Here is an 18025-nt window from a genome sequence, read left to right on the forward strand (position 1 = left end):
TGTTCTCCCTTACCCTCGCCGCGCGTAGCGCTTGAGCAGGCCGGGAATATCCAGAATCAGCGCGATGCGCCCGTCACCAGTGATGGTCGCTCCCGCCATGCCGGCCGTGCCATGGAGCATACGCCCCAACGGCTTGATGACCACTTCTTCCTGCCCCACCAGTTGGTCGACCACAAAACCGACCCGCTGGGTACCAACCGACACGATCACCACGCTGGCGGCGGAGCGGTCGACTTGCTGGTCGGCACCGGGCATCAGCCAGCGCTTGAGCCAGAACAGCGGCAGCGCCTTGTCACGTACCAGGATCACTTCCTGGCCATCCACCACGTTGGTGCGCGACAGGTCGAGATTGTAGATTTCGTTGACGCTGACCAGCGGCAGGGCGAATGCCTGATTGGCCAGCATGACCATCAGCGTCGGCATGATCGCCAGGGTCAGCGGTACCTTGATAGCGATTTGCGTGCCCTGGCCCTTGGTCGATTCGATGGAGATAGTGCCGTTGAGCTGGGCAATACGGGTACGGACCACATCCATACCGACTCCGCGGCCCGACACATCGGAAACCTCGGTCTTGGTCGAGAAGCCAGCGGCCAGGATCAGGTTGAAACATTCACTCTCGCTCAGCCGCTCGGCGGCGTCGCGGTCCATCATGCCTTTTTCCACCGCCTTGGCACGCAGCACTTCGGGGTCCATGCCCCGGCCATCATCGGTGATGGTCAGCAGAATGTGATCACCTTCCTGGCGGGCGGCGAGCACCATCGTGCCGACCCGCGATTTGCCGGCGGCCTCGCGCTCGTCCGGCATCTCGATGCCGTGGTCGACCGAGTTGCGCACCAGGTGCACCAGCGGGTCGGCCAGGGCTTCGACCAGATTCTTGTCCAGATCGGTATCTTCACCGATCAGCTCCAGGGTGATTTCCTTCTTCAGGCTACGCGACAGATCGCGCACCACTCGCGGGAAGCGGCCGAACACCTTCTTGATCGGCTGCATGCGGGTCTTCATCACCGAAGCCTGCAGATCGGCTGTCACCACGTCCAGATTGCCCACCGCCTTGGCCAGCTCTTCATCCTCGCTGCCGACACCCAGGCGCATCAAGCGATTGCGTACCAGCACCAGCTCGCCAACCATGTTCATGATTTCATCCAGGCGCGCGGTATCGACCCGCACCGTGGTTTCCACCACCGGGGCATCACCGCCGGCCTCGGACTTTTTCGCTGCACGTGCGCTGGCCGGGGGCTTGCCCGCGACCGCAGGTGCAGCCGGTGCCGGAGCTGGAGCCGGAGCGGGCTTGGCTGCCGGAGCCGGCGGTGCAGCGGGCTCCGGCTGGCTGGCGGCAGGTGCCGCACTGTCAACACCCGGCCCCTTGCCGGGACCATGCAATTGATCCAGCAGGGCTTCGAATTCGTCGTCGCTGATCAGCTCGCCGGCTTCGGCCGTTACGCCGTCAGCGGGCTTTTCATTTTCAGATATCGCTACCGGCTCTGGTGACGTTGCGACCTCAGCCGCACCCGGCCCCTTGCCGGTACCGTGCAACTGGTCCAGCAACGCCTCGAATTCGTCATCAGTAATATCATCGCTGTCCGCAGCGGGGGCTGGTTCGTCCTCTTCCGGCGTTACGTGCAGCGCTTCAAGCAGCAGCTCAAACTCGTCGTCGGTAATGTCACCGTCGGCAGTTGCATCCGGTCCGGGCGACGTGGGTGCAGGTACATTGCTGACGCAAGCCGCTTCGGCAGCGGGCGCTGCTGCGATAACGGTTTGGGGCTGAGCCAAAGCTGAAAGAGCCGCCAGCAGCTGCGGGTCGGCGGCAGTTGGCGCCTCTCCTTCACGCACCTGGGCGAACATGCCATTGATGGCATCCAGTGCCTGCAGCACCACATCCATCAGTTCGGCGTCGACCTGCCGCTCACCCTTTCGCAGGATGTCGAATACATTCTCGGCGATATGACAGCAGGCGACCAGGGCATCCAGCTGCAGAAAGCCGGCACCACCCTTGACGGTATGAAAACCACGAAAAATGGCATTGAGCAGATCGGTATCGCCCGGGCGGTTTTCCAGATCCACCAGCTGCTCCGACAACAACTCGAGAATTTCCCCAGCCTCTACCAGAAAGTCCTGGAGAATTTCTTCATCCGCATCAAAGCTCATTCAACGCTCCCTTGCCCCAGCGACAATAATACTAACGGTGTCACCAGCCTCTAGAACCCGAGGCTGGACAGCAGGTCATCGACTTCATCCTGTCCCGACACCACATCATCCCTCTTATCGGCATGAATCTGCGGACCTTCACCCTGAGGCGAGGTTTTTTTCCTATCCAGCCCCGGAAGGTTATGCTGAATACCCGCCATCCGATCGACCTGACCGGCCATGCGCACCAGGTTCAGCAGGCTTTCCTCGACATCGTGCACCAGGGTAATGACCCGTTTGATCACCTGACCGGTGAGGTCCTGGTAATCCTGGGCCATGAGAATGTCGTTCAGATTCGCTGACACTTCACCGCTCTGCTGCTCGCTGCGCTCAAGGAACGCCAGAATGTTGCGCGACAGCTCGCGGAATTCCGCCGCGCTCATCTCGCGGCGCTGCAGCCGCGCCCACTCGGTGCGCAGGTTCGCCGCCTCTTGGCCCAGCGCGGACACCACCGGAGCGCTGCTCTCAACCAGATCCATGGTGCGGTTGGCGGCCTTGTCGGTCAGCCGAACGACGTAGTCCAGACGGTCCGAGGCGTCGGAAATCTTCGATGCCTCGGTCGCTTCGGCATCGCCGTCCAGCGTGCGGGCCGTGTCTATCTGAAAATTGATGATCGAGTTGTGCAGCGCACGGGTCAGCTTACCGACTTCGTAATACAGGCTGCGGTCGCGGGCCTGATTGATCTCGTGTATGACCAGTACTGCCTCGCCGTAGTCCCCCTCTTCGAGGTGGTCCACCAGCTTCCGGGCATTGTTTTTCAGGGAATGCTCGAATTCATCAGCGATTGCCTGGCCGGGATTGTTGCTCAGTGCCATAACGCCCCCCGGTGCCTATCTGGCCTCGATTCGCTCGAAAACCTTTTCGATCTTTTCCTTCAGTGCCTGGGCAGTGAAAGGTTTGACCACATAGCCGTTCACCCCGGCCTGAGCTGCTTCGATGATCTGGTCACGCTTGGCTTCGGCAGTCACCATCAGCACCGGCAGGTGTTTCAGGCGCTCGTCGGCGCGCACGGCGCGCAGCAGGTCGATACCGCTCATGCCGGGCATATTCCAGTCGGTTACCAGAAAATCGAAACTGCCGCTCTGCAGCATCGGCAGCGCGGTGGTGCCATCGTCCGCTTCGGCGGTATTGGTAAAGCCCAGATCCCGCAACAGATTCTTGATAATGCGTCGCATCGTCGAAAAATCATCGACGATGAGAATTTTCATGTTCTTGTCCAAGTCGACCTCCATACAAACCAGAAGAAGCGCACTTGCGTGCGCCTCGCGAAACTGTTGCTACTGACCAGGCGAAGCGCTGGGAAAGCCGGATCAATCGTCGCGCCAATCGGCCATCCGTGCGCGCAGGCGGGCGGCACATTGGCTGTGCAACTGACTGACCCTGGACTCGCTGACGCCGAGCACCGCACCGATCTCCTTGAGGTTCAGTTCCTCATCGTAATACAGCGACAGCACCAGTTGCTCGCGCTCGGGCAACCGACCTATCGCCTCGGCCAGCGCCTTGCGAAAACGTTCATCCTCCACTCCGTCGAGGGCTTCATGGTCAGAGCCGACTTCGGCCGGCGCCCCGGCCTCCAGCAGATCTTCGAAGCTGAACAGCCGACTGCCGGCCGTGTCGTTGAGAATCGCATAGTAATCTTCGAGGCTCATATCCAATTCGGCAGCAACCTCGTGATCTTTAGCGTCACGACCTACTTTTGCTTCAACGGCGCGGATCGCGCTGCTGACCAGGCGGGTGTTACGGTGGACCGAGCGGGGGGCCCAATCACCCTTGCGCACATCATCCAGCATGGCGCCACGGATCCGGATACCAGCATAGGTCTCGAAGCTGGCACCCTTGCCATGATCGAATTTGCGTGCAGCCTCCAGCAGGCCCAGCATGCCGGCCTGTATCAGGTCTTCCACCTGCACGCTGGCTGGCAGGCGCGCCAGCATATGGTAGGCAATCCGCTTGACCAGCGGCGCGAACTGCTGCACCAGGCGGTCCTGCTCATTGGCCACGCCCATGGTGCGCGCATACATATTGACGCCACCTCCCCCCACGCTCATGAAGGGGTTCCGGTTCCGGTCCGCTGCACCAGGCGTTCGACGAAGAATTCCAGGTGCCCACGGGGGCTGGATGGCAACGGCCAGCCGTCCACGTTGCGTGCGATGGCGCGAAATGCCAGCGAAGCCTTGCTGCGCGGAAAAGCTTCATAGGTGGCGCGCTGTTTCTGTGCCGCCTTGCGCACTGTCTCGTCGTAAGGCACAGCGCCGACATACTGCAGCGCCACTTCCAGGAAGCGGTCGGTCACCTGCAGCAGTTTGTTGAATACGTTGTGACCTTCCTGGGGGCTGTGCACCATGCTCGCCAGGATGCGGAAGCGGGAAACACCGTGGTCGCGGTTGAGCAGCTTGATCAGCGCGTAGGCGTCGGTGATCGAAGTAGGTTCATCGCATACCACCACGATCACTTCCTGGGCAGCGCGCACAAAACTGACCACCGAATCGCCGATACCAGCGGCGGTATCGACCAGCAGGACATCCATGTCATCACCGATATCGCTGAAGGCTTGGATCAGGCCAGCATGTTCACGCGGCCCCAGGTTGACCATCTCCGCCGCGCCGGACGCCGCCGGGACGATACGAATACCACCCGGCCCGTTGATCATCACCTCACGCAGATCGCAGTTGCCGGCCAGAACGTCCGCCAGGGTCGCCTTGGGCCGCAGACCCAGCTGTACATCGACATTGGCCAGCCCCAGGTCTGCGTCCATCAACACCACTCGACGGCCGAGCTCTGCCAGCGCCAGGGCGAGGTTGACCGACACATTGGTCTTGCCCACGCCGCCCTTGCCGCCAGTGATTGCAATTACCTGAACCGGATGATTGCCCATCTGTGCTGTCGCCTTTCTCAATTCGTTAACTTGCGCACTGGTTGTGGAGTATACCGGCAAACACATCGGCCATGGTCTGGTCCTCGGCCATCTCGTTACCGGCCAGACCAACCGCGCGACTGACCAATTGGTGACCAACACCACGAGACAAATCATCCGGGATGCGCTGGCCATCGGCCACATAGGCTACCGGGAGACGCTGTTCCATGGCCAGCCCCAATGCTTCGCCCAGCGTAGCAGCTTCGTCGACCTTGGTCAGAATGCAGCCGACCGGATGACAGCAGCGATAATTGTGCCAGGCGGCCTGAAGCACCCGATACTGGCTGGTCGCCGCCAGCACCAGCAGAGTGCTGATGCGCGCACCCTGGGCCGCGAGTTCGCTCAGTTGGCCACGCAGTTGCGGGTCCTGGGCTTGCAGGCCGGCGGTATCGACCAATACCAGTCGCTTGTTGCCGAACTCCTCCAGTACCTCGCTCAGGCTGTTCTGTTCATCGACCACCCGCACCGGTACGTTGAGAATGCGGCCCAGGGTACGCAGCTGTTCATGGGCACCAATACGGTAGGTGTCCATGGTGACCAGCGCCACATTCTGGCTGCCGTGCTTGAGCACATAGCGTGCCGCCAGCTTGCCCAGAGTGGTGGTTTTGCCGGCGCCGGTCGGGCCAACCAGGGCAATCACCCCGCCCCGGTCGATCAGCTCCTCGCGCATCACCGGCAGGCCCTGGGCCAGGTGGGCCAGCAGCAGGCGCCAGGCCTGGCGTACATCGGTCACGTCGGCAACCTTGGCCAGCAGCTGCTTGCACAGCTCGGCGGGCAGGCCAAGATGAATCAGCTTGCGCCACAGGCTGGCCTGGCGCGGCTGATGCTGATTGACCTGGCCCCAGGCCAGGCCACCCAGCTGGGATTCGAGCATGCCTCGCAGACCGGCAATTTCCGAGCGCATGGCGTCGAGATCATCTATTGCCGGAGGCTTGGAGGTCACCTCGGCTGCCGGCGCGGCACGCTCGCTGTTCAGGCGCTCCAGCAACCCCTGGGCGACCGGCGAGCCCTGCTCGGCAGCCTGGCGCATGCTGTCACCAAACAATTGACGGTTGACGCTGGGGCCATCGGCAGGACGCTCACCCTCTTCCAGGCTGGCCCGGGCGCTGATAATGCGCTCCTGGGTCTTCTTCAGCTCCAGATCCAGGCCAGGCGTAGGCGGCGTCAGCCGCGGCGCTTCGTAATCCAGCGCCGCCGTCAGTTCGACACCACCCGCTACGCGCCGGTTGGCGATGATGGACGCATCCGCGCCCATCTCGTCCCGTACCAGCTTCATTGCCGTGCGCATGTCTGCCGCAAAAAAACGTTTGACTCTCATGGCCTGATCTCACCCTGTGTAATCAATTCTGTCCGACGGTGGCAACGATGGTGACCTGCTTGCTGTCCGGAATCTCCTGGTAGGACAGCACATGCGCGCCAGGCGCCGCGTAGCGGACGAACCGGGCCATCATGTTGCGAACCGGACCGGCCACCAGCAATATCGCCGGTTTGCCCTGTATCTCCTGGCGCTGCACCATGTCCGCCAGCGAACGTTGCAGCTTCTCCGCCATACCCGGTTCCAACAGAATGCCGTCATCATTGCCTTGCCCGGCCTTCTGCAGACTCTGAAGCAATATCTGTTCCAACCTCGGTTCCAGCGTGATTACAGGCAGCTCGGACTCAAGCCCGACAATGCTTTGCACGATAGAGCGAGACAGAGCGATGCGCACCGCACTGATCAACGCGCCGGTATCTTGACTCTTGCCTGACTGGTTGGCGATGGCCTCGGCAATAGTCCGAATGTCCCGCACCGGCACCTGCTCTTGCAGGAGCCCCTGCAGCACCTTGAGCAAACCCGACAGGGAAATTATGCCCGGCACCAGTTCCTCGGCCAGTTTCGGTGAGGCCTTGGCCAGCACCTTGAGCAGTTGCTGAACCTCCTCATGACCCAGCAGTTCATGGGAATGCTTGTAGAGAATCTGGTTGAGATGGGTGGCGACCACCGTACTGACATCCACCACCGTATAACCCAGCGATTGGGCCTGATCCTTCTGCGCCGGCTCGATCCATACCGCATCCAGACCGAATGCCGGGTCCTTGCCGGGAATGCCCTTGATCTCGCCGAATACCTGCCCGGGGTTGATTGCCAGTTCGCGGTCGGCGTGGACCTCCGCCTCGGCCACCCCGACACCCATCAGCGTGATGCGATAGACGTTGGGCGCCAAATCCAGGTTGTCGCGAATATGTACCGAGGGCATCAGAAAACCCAGGTCCTGGGACAGCTTCTTGCGGATCCCCTTGATCCGCGCCAGCAATTGCCCGCCCTGGCTGCGATCAACCAGCGGGATCAATCGATAGCCGACCTCCAGACCAACCATGTCCACCGGCGTCACGTCGTCCCAGCCCAGCTCGCGGGTTTCCGGCGACGGCACTGCCGGCAGTTGCGCCTTCTGCTCTGCCACCTGCTCGGCCTCGGCCTTGATCTTCTGCTGTCGGGCAATGTAATAAGCTCCACCGGCAGCAAGCACACCCAGACCGAGGAACGACAGGTGCGGCATACCCGGGATCAAGCCCATGACGATCATGATGGCTGCGGCGATGCCCAACGCCTTGGGCGACGCGAACATCTGCCGCTTGACCTGACCACCCATGTCCTCGGAGGTGGACACCCGGGTGACCATGATGGCCGCTGCGGTGGATAGCAGCAGCGAGGGAATCTGCGCCACCAGACCGTCGCCGATGGTCAACAGCACATAGATTTCGCCGGCGTCGGTAAACCCCAGTCCATGCTGCGCCATGCCAATGGCCAGACCGCCAATGACGTTGATGAACAGGATCAGCAGACCGGCGACCGCATCCCCCCGGACGAACTTGCTGGCACCGTCCATGGAGCCGTAGAAGTCCGCTTCCTGGGCGACTTCCAGGCGCCGGGTCTTGGCTTCCGTCTGATCGATCAGGCCGGCGTTGAGGTCCGCGTCAATGGCCATTTGTTTGCCGGGCATGGCGTCCAGGGTGAAGCGCGCACTCACCTCGGAAATACGCCCGGCCCCCTTGGTCACCACCATGAAGTTGATGATCATGAGGATAATGAACACGACCAGACCCACCACGAAGTTGCCGCCGATCACCACCTCGCCGAAGGCCTGGATCACCTTGCCGGCCGCGTCGCCGCCCTCATGGCCGTTCAGCAGTACCACCCGGGTCGAGGCCACGTTAAGCGCCAGGCGCAGCAGCGTGGCGACCAGCAGAATGGTTGGGAAGGCGGCAAAATCCAGCGGTCGCAACGCATAGGCGCAGACCAGCAAGACCACTAGCGACAGCGCGATATTGAAGGTGAAGAAGACGTCCAGCAGAAATGGCGGCACCGGCAGCATCATCATGCCCAGCATCGCCAGCAACAGGATCGGCACGCCCAGGCTACCGTGCCGCAGGCCCGCCAGATTGCTGCGCATGGAACTGATCATCTCACCGCGGTTGGCAGCCATTCCCCTCAGATACTCCGATCAAAAATTTGACGTGAAAGCTTTCTTGATCTGTCTCAGGCAAGAACTGTTCCACAAATTCAGAAAAAACCCAGCGCGCAAAAGAAATTGCCTTACCGCCATCGCTCGGCACCATGCATAATCCGTGTCCACGGGGTGATGGTTCCGCAAACGAGAGAGCTCATGCGCGCATTATCCGTACTGTTGTTATCGTGCTGCCTGGCTGGCTGCGCTGCCTCGCCGGAAGAGTCCAGTCTATGGTCAGGTGCCGGTGAGCTGGGGCAACGGTTGATGGGCGCGGTCGGCAGCGGCTCGAACGACAGCCGGGCGGCAGACCAGGCGATGCATGCTCAGGTCGCACAACTGCTGGACCAGCCGCGGATCGACCCGCTGACCCGGTTTCTCGAGCAACATGCCGCGCAGGATGCCAATGACCGCAGCTATCAGTACATCCTCCGCGAGCGCAACAGCCGCTGCCGCGCCATTGGTACGCGTTTTTCGCAGCAGGCACTCACCGACGAGAATCTGGCTTTGTTCCGCAGCGGTTACCAGTACTCTTGCCCGGATCAGGTCGATGCCTTCGCCCAACGCCTAGCGCTCACTCCCCCGGCCACAGCGTCGCCCGCCGAAACTATCGCAACCGGCCCAGTGTCAGCACGGCAGCAGGGGCAGGCGAACAGCTGCTATCTATTGTTCACCATCAAGAACTACCAGCAGGCGCTGCCGTCCTGTATTGAAACCGCCGAGCGTGGCGATGCCAAGGCGCAACATCACTTGGCCATCATTCTGCAGGTTAACGACGATCCGGATCAGGCATATCACTGGGCCCGTCACTCCGCCGCACAGCAACACGCGCCCGGACAGTTACTACTGGCGCAGTTGTACCAGCAAGGTCAAGGCACGCCCATTGATGAGGTCAAAGCACTGACGCTGTTAGAGGACGCAGCGGAGAGTGGTTTAGCCGCAGCACAGTACGAGGCCGGTGTGGCCTATCTGCATGGCTCCGGCAAAGCGGCTGATCGAGGCGCAGCGCAGCGCTGGCTGGAGCGCGCCGCCGGGCAGGATCATCTCCCTGCGCAGCTGCAGCTGGCCGACCTGCACTTCAATGATTCTGGCGCCGAACAGGCCTACGCGCGCCAATGGTTGCTGCGCGCCGCCTCCCAGGGATCAGCCACCGCCCAGTACCGCCTGGGCGCCAGCTACATGGACGGCACCGGTGGCCCCCCCGATTACACCGAAGCCTATATCTGGCTGAGTCACGCGTTACGTAACGGTGAACCGCGCGCCAAGCCCCGAATACAGGCCCTGACCGGGCAGTTGACGGCCGATCAGCTCCACACTGCACGCCAGCGTATCGCCGCCGGGTTCAGTGGTCGACTGCCCTGAGCTTGCCCCCATGAACCGACGCAAAAGCTCCATCATGCTGGTCCTGCTACTGCTGATCGGCCTGTTCATCGCCGGCATGTGGCTGATGTCGAGTCTGAACCTCAACTTTGCCCAGCGCGCCATGTCGGAGCAGCGCCAACAGCAGATTGCCGACACCTTCCATTCCAATCTGGATCGCATCAATGCCCATCACTTTCTGATGGAACAGAATACCGGCGCCCTGGCCCGCATGGGCGAACTTTTCGCCCGGCAGAAGCAGATTTCCGGCCGCGATAACCTGGCCGAACTGGAGCGCAGCGTGGGCACAACCCTACGTAGCCTGCATGACCTGTACGGAGGTGGCATCCTGTTCCATCCGGGCGCCTATCGGCTGTCCGATGTCGGCATCTACGGCCACAGGAACAGCACCGCAACCCATATCACTTATCGGGAAACCGGTTTCGAGAACAAGGATTGGTACCGGCGGCTGCAACCATCTTCCCTGCCGGGAAAGCCCAATGAGCTGTACCACTGGACTGCGGCCTACTACCGCCCCCAGTTCGTCACCGTGGTCATCAGCGTCAGCACCCCGCTGCACGACAGCACCGGCCAGGTCATCGGCCTGGCGGCCACCGACTGGCAGGCCGACGAGGTCATCCGTCTCGTCAGCCGGGTGCGCATTACTCCGGGCACCTTCTCTTTTTTGCTCGACCGGGAGAATCGCAACCTGTCGAGCCTGGCCGAAGCCACCGACGTACAACAGGCCCAGCAACTGATGGAAGCCATCACCGCCCTGCAGCTACCACGGCAATCTCCAGCGCAACAGGTGCCGGCCAGTCTCGGCAGTCGTTACCCCGCCTCACCCATGCAGAGCCACAGGCTGTTCGTCGGCGAGGCCGAATATGCCCTGTTCCATGCGCCCACCGAAGCGGGCATGATCTTCGGCATAGGCATTCCCCAGGCGGAAATTGACGCGGTACTGGCACCCATGCGGGCCAGCAATTTTCGCATCGTGGCAATCATCGTCAGTATTCTGTTGTTGCTCTCGGGACTGATCCTTTACCTGGTCGCCACTACCCTGAAACAGTTGAATAGCCTCTACACCGACGCGCTGACCGGTCTGCCCAACCGCGAGCGGCTACTGCTCGATCTGCAGAAGGACCGGCTCATGACGCTGGTTCTGCTCAATATCGACGCGTTCAAGGAGATCAATGATTTCTACGGCAGCCAGTGCGGCGATCATGTCATTCGCGAGCTGGCAGACGGGCTGCGCCGCCATGTGCATGACACGCCTGCATGGAAGGCGGTGCGGGTCTATCGCATGCCCGGTGACGAAATGGCCCTGCTGTTTCCCGATAGCCCCGGGCAGCAGGTACTTGAACAGCGGCTGGAGAATCTGCGGACTTTCATCAAGGGGCTGACCATCCGCTGGCAGGAAGAGCAGGTTCCGCTCCAGGCAACCCTGGGCCTGGCTGCCAGTGTGCAGCCAGACGGCTCGCCACTGGCCAGCGAGCAGCTCCTGCCCTCGGCCAATATCGCACTCAAGCTGGCCCGGTTGAGCAAACTGAACTATCTGGTTCACGATCCCGCGCACCGCATGCGCGAAACCTATGAACAGAATCTGGTCTGGGCCAACCGGCTGCGCACGGCACTGGAACAGAACCGCATCGTGCCGTGGTTTCAGCCGATCATGAATCTGCATACCGGCCGCATCGACAAGTTCGAATGCCTGGTGCGCATGCTCGATGGTGACGATACGCCCATCAGTCCGGCCCACTTTCTGCCGGTCGCCCGCAAGATTCGCCTGTACCGGCAGATCACCCGGCGCATGGTCGACCAATGCCTGGCGCGTTTCGCCGAGACCGACCTGCAATTCTCGCTGAATCTCTCCTGCGACGACCTGCTGGACAGCGAACTGAGCGAGCACCTGTTGCAACGGCTACAGAACCCGGCGCTGGCCCGGCGGCTGATCTTCGAGATTCTTGAGTCAGAGGGTATTGAGAACTACCAGGCGGTGCGCCAGTTTATTGACAAGGCCAAGGCCCTGGGTTGCCGTATCGCCATCGACGACTTCGGCACGGGCTATTCCAACTTCGAACATCTGCTACGGCTCGATGTGGACCTGATCAAGATCGACGGCAGCCTTATCCGCCAGCTGGACAGCGACGCGGATGCCCGGGCGGTTACCCAGGGCATCGTACGTTTCGCCCAGGAACTGGGCATGCAGACGGTCGCCGAGTTCGTGCACAACGAGGCAATTCTACAGCAGGTGCGCGCGCTGGGCATCGACTTCGCCCAGGGCGCCCGAATCGGCATGCCCGCCCCCGAACTGCCCGCAGGGCTATGCCTTGATGACATCCAGGGTTAGCATGGCCATACATCCCTGCTGTTCCGGAGCCAACATGACCACCCCAGCCGTACCGCTCTCGATTCTGGATCTTTGTCCCGTCACCCTGAATTCGACCCCGGCCCAGGCCCTGCGCAACAGCCTGCAACTGGCCAGGCATGCTGAGCAGCTGGGCTATCAGCGCTTCTGGGTCGCCGAGCATCACAACATGACCGGCATCGCCAGCGCGGCAACCTCGGTGGTCATCGGCTACCTGGCCGCCGGTACTGAGCGTATCCGCATCGGCTCGGGCGGCATCATGCTGCCGAATCACTCGCCACTGCAGATTGCCGAACAGTTCGGCACCCTTGAATCGCTGTATCCCGGTCGCATCGACCTGGGTCTCGGGCGTGCACCCGGCACCGATATGGCCACCGCCCGCGCGCTGCGCCGTGGCCGCACCGATGGTGAGGACTTTCCGCAGATGCTCGACGAGCTGCGACACTACTTCGCCGAGCCCGAGCCCGGTCAACGGTTGGTTGCGGTGCCCGGCGCCGGTCTGGACGTGCCCATCTGGCTGCTCGGCTCCAGCACCTTCAGCGCCCAGCTGGCCGCCAACCTCGGCCTGCCCTTCGCCTTTGCCGGCCAGTTCTCACCCGACTATCTGATGGCGGCAATGCGTGCCTACCAGGATAATTTTGTGCCCTCGGCCACGCTGGAAAAGCCCCAGGCGATGCTCGGCATCAATGCCTTTGTCGCCGAAACCCGAGACGAAGCACATTATCTGGCCAGTTCGCACCAGCAATCTTTCCTCAACATGATTCGCGGCGAGCGCGGCCAGCTACGGCCTCCCGTAGAGGATATGGACGCGCTCTGGCAGCCCCATGAGCGCCATCAGGTACTCTCGACCCTGGCCGGCACCCTGATCGGTGACGAGCAGACCGTCGCCCAGCAGATGGCGGACCTGCTGGAGCGCACCGGTGCGAATGAACTGATCGTCAACAGCCCGATCTATGACCAGGACAAGCGCCACGACAGCTACCGACGCCTGATGGATGCAGCCGCGCGGCTTTGACCAGCGCGGCAACATGACTCGAACTTTGGCGGCGCAGGCCTTTCCAAAACGGTACCCCCGTCCGGAAAAGTCGAGAGCCCACCATGAGCCGCATCCCCCGGGACACCCAGTTTGATAGCAGCGCAGGCTTTCTGCGCAACGGTTACAACTTCATTGCCAATCGCTGCCAGGACCTTGGCAGCGACATCTTCCAGACCCGCATCATGCTGCGACCGGTGTATTGCATCACCGGCGAAGACGCCGCACGCATGTTCTATGTGCCCGGCCGCTTCACCCGCAACCATGCGATGCCACCGACCACGCTGTCGCTATTGCAGGACAAGGGCAGCAGCCTGACGCTGACAGGCGAAGCCCATGCCCGGCGCAAGGAAATGTTCATGGCGCTGATGGGCCCGGCCCGGCTGGAGCAACTGGTGGCGATCTTCGAGGAAGAATGGCAGGCGCGACTGGCCCGCTGGCAGAGCATGCCCGCGGTGGTACTGCAGACCGAAGCCGAATATATTCTCTGCCGCAGCGCCTGCCGCTGGGTCGGCATTACGCTGGATGAGGGTCAGGCAACACAACGTGCGACGGAACTGGCTGCCATGGTCGAAGGCGCCGGCAGCATCGGCCCGCGCAACTGGAAGGCGCAGCTGCTGCGCCAGCGCACCGAACACTGGGCTCAGGAACTGATTCACCAGGCCCGCAACCATCCGCGTGCCGATCCGGCCACACCCCTCGATATCATCGCCCATCACACCGCACTGCACGGCCATGGGATGGATCACCGCACTGCCGCGGTGGAGCTGCTCAACCTGCTGCGCCCCACCGTTGCCATCGCCCGGTATATCACCTATTCGGCGCTGGCCTTGCATCATCACCCCGAGTACCGCGACCGGTTGCAGCAAGGAGAGGAAGGCCTGGCAGAGCTGTTCGCCAACGAAGTGCGGCGCTTCTACCCCTTCTTCCCTGCGGTCGGCGGCATCGCCCTGGAAAACTTCGAATGGCGCGGCCACTCTTTCCACAAAGGCGACTGGATGTTGCTCGACCTCCACGGTACCAACCACGATCCGCGCATCTGGCAGCAACCGGAGCGCTTCTATCCGGAGCGCTTCAAAGATTGGGATCACAGCCCCTACAACTTCATCCCCCAAGGCGGCGGGGAATACTCGCATGGGCATCGCTGCGCCGGGGAATGGCTGACGATTGAGGTGATCAAGGCCGCATTGAGAATGCTCACCACCCGCATGACCTACCAGATCCCCCACCAGGATCTGAGCATTCGCCTGTCGCGCATGCCGGCCATGGTACAGAGCCGCCTGATCCTCACCGAGGTGCGCGGCGTCAGCCCAGAATAGATTGCCGAAGCCGTGACAACCGGCGTAGAATGCCTCGCGCTGCGGGTGTAGCTCAATGGTAGAGCAGAAGCTTCCCAAGCTTACGACGAGGGTTCGATTCCCTTCACCCGCTCCAACGCCTTTCCTGAACCATCCTCAAGTTGTCCGCCTACCCCCTCTATACCGCGCCATACGGGAGACTCAGTTGCCCGATGTATGGCGGACTTACCGCAACATACAGTTCACGCCTTGTATAGTGGCGTGTATAGTCCTTAGAAAATCCATTCCACTATACAAGCCCACTGTACAAGCCCATGAAGCGATCAGAGATAAAGCGCCGGCCACTGGCCGATACCGTGCTGGCGTCCCTTGAGCCTGAGCAAAAAGAATACCGCGAAGCCTATGGCGTGGATCGACTGTACTTTGCCGTCAGCCCATCAGGCCGCAAGCGGTGGGATATGCGATACAAGAAGCCGGGCGCTGATACGTGGTCGTGGCTGGGCCTGGGGTCATACCCAGACGTTTCCGCGAAGAAGGCCCGCGTCGAGGCCGTAAAAGTACTGGATTTACTGGACCGGGGAATTGACCCTGTTGCAGAGAAAGCTGCAGCGAGGGATGCAAAGAAGCAGGCCGTGGCGAACTCGTTCCGCAATTCCGCCGAGGCTTGGTATCAGAAGAAGATTGATGATGGTCGGGCAGAGAAGACGCTCGTCGGGATCCGCTACTGCCTCGACAATGACGTGCTGCCAGCAATAGGCGCCAAGCCGATCACCGACGTTACCCGGGCCGACTGCGCCAAAATCCAGGCAAGCATAGAGAAGCGCGGCGCGCACAACACCGCCGAGAAGGCGCGCACCTGGCTGAACCAGATATTCGGCTGGGCCATCGCTCACGGCCGCACTGAGAACAACCCGGCGTCAAACCTCCGGGATATTGCCGCCAGGGCGCCAGCTGAAAAGCAGTACCCGCACCTGATGGAGGCCGAGCTCCCCGAGTTCCTGCAGGCGCTGCGGCAAAGCCCGAGCCGCATGATCGCACTGACTGCCGCCTGGATGGTGGTCAGGACGGCCTCTCGGCCCGGCATGGTCAGGTTCGCGGAATGGAATCAGTTCGACTTTGACGCCAAGCTGTGGTCGGTGCCAGCCGCCATAATGAAGATGAGCCGCGATCACCTGGTGCCGCTGCCTGATACTGTGGTGACCGATCTGCTCGAGCTGCGCCGGCTGACCGGGCGCGGACGATACCTGTTTCCTTCATCAGGATCCAAGTGCCCGGTGATATCCGATGCGACTATCAATAAAGTATTCGCATTGGTTGGCTACAAAGGAAAAATGACCGGGCATGGTGCACGACATACCTGCAAAACCTTGCTATCCGAACATGGTTGGCCGGATGCATGGTCAGAAATGCAGCTCGCGCACAAGAAGGTGGGATTGCGGGAGGTATACGACAAGGCCGCTTATCTGGAGCAACGCAGAGTCATGATGCAGTGGTATAGCGACTATATTGACGCTCTCGAAGCGGGCATAACTGAAGAAGCAGCAGCAGAACTGAAAGCGCGGGTGCCGTAGCGCCCGCTCCCTCCTCCGCCCGTCCGGGCAATCCCTTCCCTACCGGCAGCTCACTTTCCACAACCCATTCCAGTCCGTTGTGTACCGCGGACTCAGCAATTCCCGACGCATACTCCAACCGGGTGCGGCCGGCACCCGGGCCGGCCGCAGTGTGCCCCTGCCCCAGCGGCTATTGATCTCGTCCAACACACCCATCACCTGCTTCACCGATTGCGGTTGCTCCATGGCGAACAGGTCACCAGTGAACTCGCCCCGCTGCCGTAGATCCATCAACAGGATCTCGGCCTTGGCGTAGGCGTAACCAGTGCGATAGATCGCATCCAGGCCTTGACTTGCGGCCTTGATAACCAGGCGCGTGTCATCGGTCGGGTATGGCAACTCACAGACGATGCCTTTGGCGAACTTCGCCTCATGCGGGTTGAACATGCCGGTACGGATGCTGATGCGCACCTTCTTGCAGAGCGATCCCTGGGCGCGCAGCTTCTCGCATGCTCGGGCGACATAGGTGGCCACCGCTTCGCGGACGGGTTCGATGTTATGCAGGCGCTCGCCAAACGCGCGGGATGAGCAGATCTCCTGCTTTGGCTCCGTCCCGTCCTCCAGCTCCAGACAAGGTACACCCCTCAGCTCCCGGGCGGTCTTCTCAATCACCACGCTGTGCTTCTTGCGCAGCGTCCAGGCGTCAGCCTGGGCGAGCTCCCAGGCGGTGTGGATGCCCATCAGCCCCAGGTGTTCTTTCATCCGCCGACCGACACCCCACACCTCGTCCACAGGCATGTGCTTGAGCAGCCAGTCGCGCTTCTCTGGCGTGTCCAGGTAGACCACACCACCGGTGTGCTGCTGCCACCGCTTCGCCGCAGCGTTGGCCAGCTTGGCCAGGGTCTTGGTCGGGCCGATACCGATGCCGGTGGGAATGCCGGTCTGCTTCAGCACCTGGGCGCGGATCTGGCGGGCCAGCTGCTCGGCGCCATTGATGCCGGTCAGGTCGGCGAAAGCCTCGTCGATGCTATAGACCTCCAGCGCCGGCACCATGCCCTCGATTACCGTCATGACTCGTTGGCTCATGTCGCCATAAAGCGCGTAATTGCTGCTGAACGCGACTATGCCCTGGCGCCGCAGCACATCGCGGATCTTGTGGTAAGGCTCACCCATCCGGACATGGGGTTTGGCATCGGCACTGCGGGCGATCACACAGCCGTCGTTATTGCTCAGCACCACGATCGGCACCCGGCGCAGGTCTGGCCGGAATACCCGCTCACAGGACGCATAGAACGAATTGCAATCGATCAGTGCGATAGCTCGATCAGCCATGCAGAAACCGCCGCAGGCTGCCCGTGACCACGCCCCATACCTCGAACTCATCCCCTTCCATGATGTAGCGCGGCATGTACTTGGGGTTCTCGGACTCGAGTACGAACTGGTCCCCGCGCTTCTTGAGACGCTTCACACAAACATCACCGTTAAGCCAGGCGATCACGATGTGCCCTGACACCGCATCCAGTTTGCGATTCACCACCATCACATCTTCATCAAAAATCCCAACGCCGATCATGCTGTCTCCTGATGCCAGCACCAAGTATGTGTGTGGCGCGTCCACGTCCATCAGCTCATCCAGCGACAATGGCTGATCCATATGATCCAGAGCGGGACTGGGAAAGCCGGCCGGTACCCGGCTGCTGTAAAACGGCAGCTCGATGGTCGAACTGGTCAAAGGGCCTATGATTACTGCATTACTACTCATTAGCGTGACTCGCTGGCGTGACTGGATGTGCATACAGTATTTTGATTCGCCGGCATCGTCAATTTGGCGCTG

Annotated in this window: 14 protein-coding genes and 1 tRNA gene; 6 read left to right on the plus strand and 9 right to left on the minus strand. The window is 61.5% G+C overall.

Annotated elements, in window-relative coordinates; genetic code table 11:
• Positions 1–9: 9 nt before the first annotated feature.
• The 7 genes from QAO71_RS10245 to flhA form a co-directional block, all read right to left on the minus strand.
• Entirely contained in the window at positions 10–2145 is a 2136-nt protein-coding gene (locus QAO71_RS10245; RefSeq protein WP_280164314.1) for a chemotaxis protein CheA, read from the minus strand.
• Positions 2146–2195: 50 nt separating this feature from the next.
• The gene (locus tag QAO71_RS10250) at positions 2196–2999 is read right to left on the minus strand and encodes a protein phosphatase CheZ (RefSeq protein WP_136869700.1); all 804 of its coding nucleotides are present in this window, start codon (positions 2997–2999) and stop codon (positions 2196–2198) included.
• Between the two features lie 15 nt (positions 3000–3014).
• Positions 3015–3392: a chemotaxis response regulator CheY gene (locus tag QAO71_RS10255; RefSeq protein ID WP_177173376.1), complete on the minus strand. Its 378-nt coding sequence runs from the start codon at positions 3390–3392 to the stop codon at positions 3015–3017.
• A 102-nt stretch (positions 3393–3494) separates the two neighbouring features.
• Positions 3495–4205, minus strand: coding sequence for an RNA polymerase sigma factor FliA (locus QAO71_RS10260; RefSeq protein WP_074778737.1), 711 nt, complete (start codon positions 4203–4205; stop codon positions 3495–3497).
• Between the two features lie 23 nt (positions 4206–4228).
• Positions 4229–5059, minus strand: coding sequence for a MinD/ParA family protein (locus tag QAO71_RS10265; protein ID WP_136869699.1), 831 nt, complete (start codon positions 5057–5059; stop codon positions 4229–4231).
• Between the two features lie 25 nt (positions 5060–5084).
• The gene (flhF, locus tag QAO71_RS10270; RefSeq protein WP_280164315.1) at positions 5085–6416 is read right to left on the minus strand and encodes a flagellar biosynthesis protein FlhF; all 1332 of its coding nucleotides are present in this window, start codon (positions 6414–6416) and stop codon (positions 5085–5087) included.
• Positions 6417–6438: 22 nt separating this feature from the next.
• Complete coding sequence (flhA, locus tag QAO71_RS10275; RefSeq protein ID WP_280164316.1) at positions 6439–8562, minus strand: flagellar biosynthesis protein FlhA; 2124 nt, start codon at positions 8560–8562, stop codon at positions 6439–6441.
• A 180-nt stretch (positions 8563–8742) separates the two neighbouring features.
• Between flhA and QAO71_RS10280 the strand changes: the two genes are divergently transcribed.
• From QAO71_RS10280 to QAO71_RS10305, 6 genes are all read left to right on the plus strand, one after another.
• Complete coding sequence (locus QAO71_RS10280; protein WP_169304610.1) at positions 8743–9945, plus strand: tetratricopeptide repeat protein; 1203 nt, start codon at positions 8743–8745, stop codon at positions 9943–9945.
• A 10-nt stretch (positions 9946–9955) separates the two neighbouring features.
• Positions 9956–12292 (plus strand): EAL domain-containing protein, encoded by a 2337-nt coding sequence (locus QAO71_RS10285; protein WP_280164317.1) that lies wholly within the window; start codon positions 9956–9958, stop codon positions 12290–12292.
• 34 nt (positions 12293–12326) lie between these two features.
• The gene (locus tag QAO71_RS10290; protein ID WP_280164318.1) at positions 12327–13325 is read left to right on the plus strand and encodes an LLM class flavin-dependent oxidoreductase; all 999 of its coding nucleotides are present in this window, start codon (positions 12327–12329) and stop codon (positions 13323–13325) included.
• Between the two features lie 83 nt (positions 13326–13408).
• Positions 13409–14662: a cytochrome P450 gene (locus QAO71_RS10295; RefSeq protein WP_280164319.1), complete on the plus strand. Its 1254-nt coding sequence runs from the start codon at positions 13409–13411 to the stop codon at positions 14660–14662.
• Between the two features lie 41 nt (positions 14663–14703).
• Positions 14704–14777, plus strand: a tRNA-Gly gene (locus QAO71_RS10300).
• Between the two features lie 178 nt (positions 14778–14955).
• On the plus strand, positions 14956–16212 hold the full coding sequence (locus QAO71_RS10305; RefSeq protein ID WP_280164320.1) for a tyrosine-type recombinase/integrase: 1257 nt from the start codon (positions 14956–14958) through the stop codon (positions 16210–16212).
• A gap of 39 nt (positions 16213–16251) precedes the next feature.
• Here QAO71_RS10305 and umuC read toward each other — a convergent pair whose 3' ends face one another.
• Positions 16252–17523 (minus strand): translesion error-prone DNA polymerase V subunit UmuC, encoded by a 1272-nt coding sequence (umuC, locus tag QAO71_RS10310; RefSeq protein ID WP_280164321.1) that lies wholly within the window; start codon positions 17521–17523, stop codon positions 16252–16254.
• Positions 17516–17953 (minus strand): translesion error-prone DNA polymerase V autoproteolytic subunit, encoded by a 438-nt coding sequence (gene umuD, locus QAO71_RS10315; protein WP_280164322.1) that lies wholly within the window; start codon positions 17951–17953, stop codon positions 17516–17518. Before umuD ends, umuC begins: the two co-directional genes overlap by 8 nt.
• Between the last annotated feature and the right edge of the window lie 72 nt (positions 17954–18025).

The organism is Halopseudomonas sp. SMJS2, from assembly GCF_029866945.1.
In the GTDB taxonomy this organism is placed as follows: Bacteria; Pseudomonadota; Gammaproteobacteria; order Pseudomonadales; family Pseudomonadaceae; genus Halopseudomonas; species Halopseudomonas bauzanensis.